The sequence below is a fragment of the Micromonospora sp. D75 genome, assembly GCF_018070405.1.
Lineage (GTDB): Bacteria > Actinomycetota > Actinomycetes > Mycobacteriales > Micromonosporaceae > Micromonospora > Micromonospora chalcea.
In genome coordinates this window covers 1-5316 of record NZ_JAGPXV010000416.1, presented here as the reverse complement: position 1 = coordinate 5316, position 5316 = coordinate 1, and the positions used below count along the sequence as shown (strand labels likewise).

Annotated in this window: 1 protein-coding gene; it reads left to right on the top strand. The window is 74.0% G+C overall.

Going from position 1 to position 5316, the window contains the following annotated elements; all coding sequences use genetic code 11:
• Positions 1 to 5316: type I polyketide synthase (locus KBX39_RS21995; RefSeq protein ID WP_210872271.1), on the top strand; the 5316-nt coding region annotated here is incomplete at both ends.

Genomic DNA, 5316 nt, shown 5'->3' with positions numbered 1-5316 from the left:
ACTTGTTCGTGGTGTTCTCGTCGGTGGCGGGTGTGCTGGGTTCGCCGGGTCAGTCGGCGTACGCGGCGGGCAACGCGTTCCTGGACGGGTTGGCGGTGTGGCGGCGGCAGCTCGGGTTGCCGGCGGTGAGTCTGGCGTGGGGGATGTGGGACACGGCAGGCATGGCCGCCTCGATCGAGGAGGCGGACCGGGCGCGGTCCGCGCGGGCGGGTCTGACGCCGATGAGCGCCGAGATCGGGTTGGAGCTGTTCGACGCCGCCCTGGTGGCGGAGCGGCCGGCGTTGGTGCCGGCCGTGATCGACGTACCGGCGATGCGCGCAGCGCTCGGCGCCGGCCCGGCGCCGGCCGTGCTGCGTACCCTGATCGGGTCGACGGCGTCCCGGCGACGGGCCGCGCGGAGCGGCGACTGGGCCAACCAGCTCGCGGGCCTCGCGCCCGACGAGGCGCGCGCCCAGATCGACGTGCTGGTACGGGGTCTAGTCGCGCAGGTGTTGGGGCACGGTGGTGCGGAGTCGGTGCCGGCGGACCGGGCGTTCCGGGAGCTGGGCTTCGACTCGCTGACGGCGGTGGACCTGCGTAACCGGTTGAACGCGGCCACCGGGCTGCGGCTGGCCTCGACGCTGGTGTTCGACTATCCGACCCCGGCCGTGCTCGCCGACCACCTGCACGAGCAGGTCTCCGGGCAGATCACCGCCCGCCAGACGGCGGTGCTCACCGCCGGCACCGACGAGCCGATCGCGATCGTGGGCATGGCCTGCCGCTACCCCGGTGGCGTCGACAGTCCGGACCAGCTGTGGGCGTTGCTGGCCGGCGGCGGCGACGGGATCTCGGAGTTCCCCACCGATCGCGGCTGGGACCTGGAGAGCCTGTTCGACCCGGACCCGGAGCACAGCGGTACGTCGTACACGCGCCATGGTGGTTTCCTGTACGGGGCGGCGGAGTTCGACCCGGGCTTCTTCGGTATCTCGCCGCGCGAGGCCCTGGCGATGGATCCGCAGCAGCGGTTGCTGCTGGAGGCGTCGTGGGAGTCGTTCGAGTCGGCGGGGCTTGATCCGCAGCGGTTGCGGGGCAGCCGGACGGGTGTGTTCGCCGGTGTCATGTACCACGACTACGCCTCCCGCCTGATGGACCTGCCGCCGGACGCCGAGGGCTTCGTCGGCACGGGCACGTCGGGCAGCGTGCTGTCCGGCCGGGTCGCCTACACCTTCGGGTTGGAGGGGCCGGCGGTCACCGTCGACACGGCGTGCTCGTCGTCGCTGGTGGCGCTGCACCTCGCCGCGCAGGCGCTGCGTTCCGGCGAGTGCGATCTGGCGTTGGCCGGTGGTGTGACGGTGATGGCGACGCCGGGGACGTTCATCGAGTTCTCCCGGCAGCGCGGTCTGTCGCAGGATGGTCGCTGCAAGTCGTTCGCGGCGTCGGCCGACGGCACCGGCTGGTCCGAGGGCGTCGGCGTGCTGCTGGTGCAGCGGCTCTCCGACGCCCAGCGCGAGGGCCGGAAGATCTACGCCGTGGTGCGGGGCACGGCCGTGAACCAGGACGGTGCGTCGAACGGGCTGACCGCGCCGAACGGTCCGTCGCAGCAGCGGGTGATCCGGCAGGCCCTCGCGAACGCGCGGCTCACTGCGGCCGACGTGGACGCCGTGGAGGCGCACGGTACGGGTACGACGCTGGGTGACCCGATCGAGGCGCAGGCCGTCCTGGCCACGTACGGGCAGGACCGGCAGGGGCGGGAGCCGCTGTGGCTCGGCTCGGTCAAGTCGAACATCGGGCACACGCAGGCCGCCGCCGGTGTGGCTGGTGTGATCAAGATGGTCATGGCGATGCGCCACGGCGTCGTCCCGCCGACCTTGCACGTGGATGAGCCGTCCCCACACATCGACTGGTCGGCGGGGGCGGTGGCCCTCGCGACCGAGCCCACCCCGTGGCCGGCCGTGGACCGGCCGCGTCGGGCGGCGGTGTCGTCGTTCGGGATCTCCGGCACCAACGCGCATGTGATCATCGAGCAGCCGCCCGCCGAGACGATCGAGGGCGAGATCGTCGCCCGCGACGTGCCGCCGGTCGTACCGGTGCTGCTCTCCGCGCGCTCCGACGCGGCCCTGGCCGGCCAAGCGGGCCGGTGGGCGCGCTGGCTCGCCGCCGACGAGGCCCCGCGTCCGCTGGACGTGGCCTGGTCCTCCGTCACCACCCGGCCCGCGCTGGAACAGCGCGCCGTCGCCGTGGTTTCCGACGGCAACGACCTGCTCACCGCGCTTCGAGCCCTCGATGCGGGCGAGCCCTCCGGGACCGTCGTGACCGGCTCCACCGCCGTACGCGGCCAGCTCGCGCTGCTCTTCTCCGGCCAGGGTGCGCAGCGCGCCGGCATGGGCCGGGAGCTGTCCGCTCTGTTCCCCGTGTTCGCCGCCGCGCTGGACGAGGTGTGTGCGCACCTCGATCCGCTGCTGCCGCGCCCGCTGCGGGAGGTGCTGTTCGCGTCGCCGGGGTCCGCCGAGGCGGAGTTGCTGGACCAGACGGTGTTCACGCAGGCCGGGTTGTTCGCGGTCGAGGTGGCGCTGTTCCGCCTGGTGGAGTCGTTCGGGATCGTGCCGGACATGCTGGCTGGTCACTCGATCGGTGAGGTGACCGCGGCGTATGTGGCCGGGGTGTTGTCCCTGGCCGACGCGTGCGTTCTCGTGGCCGCGCGGGGTCGGTTGATGCAGGCGTTGCCGACGGGCGGCGGCATGCTGGCGGTGGCGGCCGACGAGGCTGCGGTGGCGGAGTCTCTCGTCGGGCTGACCGGCCGGGTCGGTATCGCGGCCGTCAACGGGCCTGCCGCCGTCGTCGTCTCCGGTGCCGTCGAGGCCCTGGACGAGGTGGAGCGGGTCTGGCGCGACCGGGGCGTGCGTACGCGCCGGCTGACGGTGAGCCATGCGTTCCACAGTCCGCTGATGGAGCCGATGCTCGACGAGTTCCGCGCCGTCCTGGCGGGGCTGGCGTTCCGGGCGCCGCTGCTGCCGGTGGTGTCGAACCTGACCGGCGCGCTCGCCGACCCGCAGGAGATCACCCGTGCCGAGTACTGGGTGCGGCACGTGCGGGAGGCCGTCCGCTACGCCGACGGCATCGCCGCCCTGCGGGCCACCGGGGTCGACACCTTCCTGGAGATCGGCCCGCAGAGCGTCCTGACCGCCATGAACGCCGACCTGCTCGCCGATGACGCGCTGGCGGTGGCCGTCCAGCGTCGGGACCGGCCCGCCCCGCAGGCACTGCTGCACGCCCTCGCCGACCTGCACGTCCACGGTGTCCCGGTGACCTGGACGCAGTGGTTCACCGACGCCGGCGCCGCCCGGGTCGACCTGCCCACGTACGCCTTCCAGCACCAGCGGTACTGGCTCGGCGCGGGCCAGACGCGTACCGCCGACGTGTCCGGGGCGGGCCTCGGCGTCGCCGGGCACCCGCTGCTCGGCGCGGCGGTCTCTGTGGCCGGCGAGGACATGGTGGTGCTGACCGGCCGGCTCTCGACGTCGACGCACGCGTGGCTCGCCGACCACATCGTCTCCGGCGCCGTGGTGGTGCCGGGCACCGCGCTGGTGGAACTGGCCGTGCGGGCGGGTGACGAGGTGGGCGCGTCGCGGGTGCGGGAGCTGACCGTGGCCGCGCCGCTGGTGCTGCCGGAGTCCAGCGCGGTGCGGGTGCAGGTGCGCGTCGGCGCGGCCGACGAAACCGGCACCCGGGTCGTGGCGGTGCACTCGCAGTCCGAGGGTGATCCGGAGGCTGACTGGGTGCGGCATGCGGAGGGCGTGCTGGAGCCGGCGTCGGCCGACGAGCCGGGCGTGGGGGAGTGGCCGCCGGTCGGTGCGTCCGAGGTGGACGTGGCGGGCTGGTATCCAGTGCTTGCGGAGCGTGGCCTGGCGTACGGGCCGGTGTTCCGAGGGCTGCGCCGGGTGTGGACGGGCGGCGACGAGGTGTTCGCCGAGGTGGCGTTGCCGGACGAGGTGGCCGGTGACGCCGCGGGGTTCGGTGTGCACCCGGCGCTGCTGGATGCGGCGCTGCATCCGATCGGACTGCTGGTGGGTGCGGAGGGTCCGGGTGGGCCGCGGGTGCCGTTCGCGTTCGAGGGTGTGCAGGTGTATGCCTCGGGCGCGCGGGTGCTGCGGGTCCGGCTGTCGCGTACGGGCTCGGCGGTGCGCCTGGTCGCGTGCGACGAGTCGGGCGCGGCAGTGGTCTCGGTCGACTCCCTCGCCCTGCGCGAGCTGACCGGCGTGACCGCGGCAGGCGCGGCGGCCCGCGCGATGTTCGAACTCACCTGGCAGGCCGAGGAGATCGCCGCCGCCGGAGACCTCTCCGGCTGGGCGCTGGTCGGCTCGCCGGCAACCGCCGACCTGCCGGCGTACGGCGACGTCGAGGCGCTCGTCGCGGCCGTCGACGCCGGCCGGACGATCGCACCGAAGGCGCTGCTGCTGCCGCTCGACGCGCCGGAGAGCGCGGTCCCCGACGCGGTACGCGCGGCGACCACGGCCGTGCTGGCGACCGTGCGGTCCTGGCTGGCGGCGGACGCGCTGGCGGAGTCGCGGCTGGTGGTGGTGACCCGGGGCGCGGTGTCGGTGGCGGCGGACAATCGGGTGTCCGACCTGGCCGGTGCGGCGGTGTGGGGTCTGCTGCGGTCGGCGCAGTCGGAGCACCCGGGTCGCATCGTGCTGGCGGACGTGGACGGTGACGTGGACGCCGGGCTGCTGAGTGTGCTGACCACGGTGGCCGACGAGCCGTCGACGCACGGCGGTCAGGTCGCGGTGCGCGCGGGCGCGGTGTTCGTGCCGCGCCTGGTGCGCGCGGTCGCCCCGGCGTCGGTGGAGACGCCGGTTGTGGGTGACGGTGCGGTGCTGGTGACCGGTGGTACGGGTGCGCTCGGGGCGTTGGTGGCGGAGCATCTGGTGTCGGCGCATGGTGTGCGGTCGCTGGTGTTGGTGTCGCGGCGTGGTCCGGCGGCTGCGGGTGCGGGTGAGTTGTCGGAGCGGTTGTCGGCGCTGGGCGCGTCGGTGCGGATTGCCGCCTGTGACGTGACCGACCGGGACCAGGTCGGCGCGCTGGTGGCCGAGGTCGCCGCCGGGGGTCGGCTGGCGGGTGTGGTGCACACCGCCGGTGTCCTGGATGACGGGGTGATCGAGCGGGTCACCGAGGAGCGTCTGGCAAGGGTGTTGGCGCCGAAGGTGTCGGCGGGTTGGTTCCTGCATGAGGCGACGGCGTCGCTGGATCTCGACTTGTTCGTGGTGTTCTCGTCGGTGGCGGGTGTGCTGGGTTCGCCGGGTCAGTCGGCGTACGCGGCGGGCAACGCGTTCCTGGACG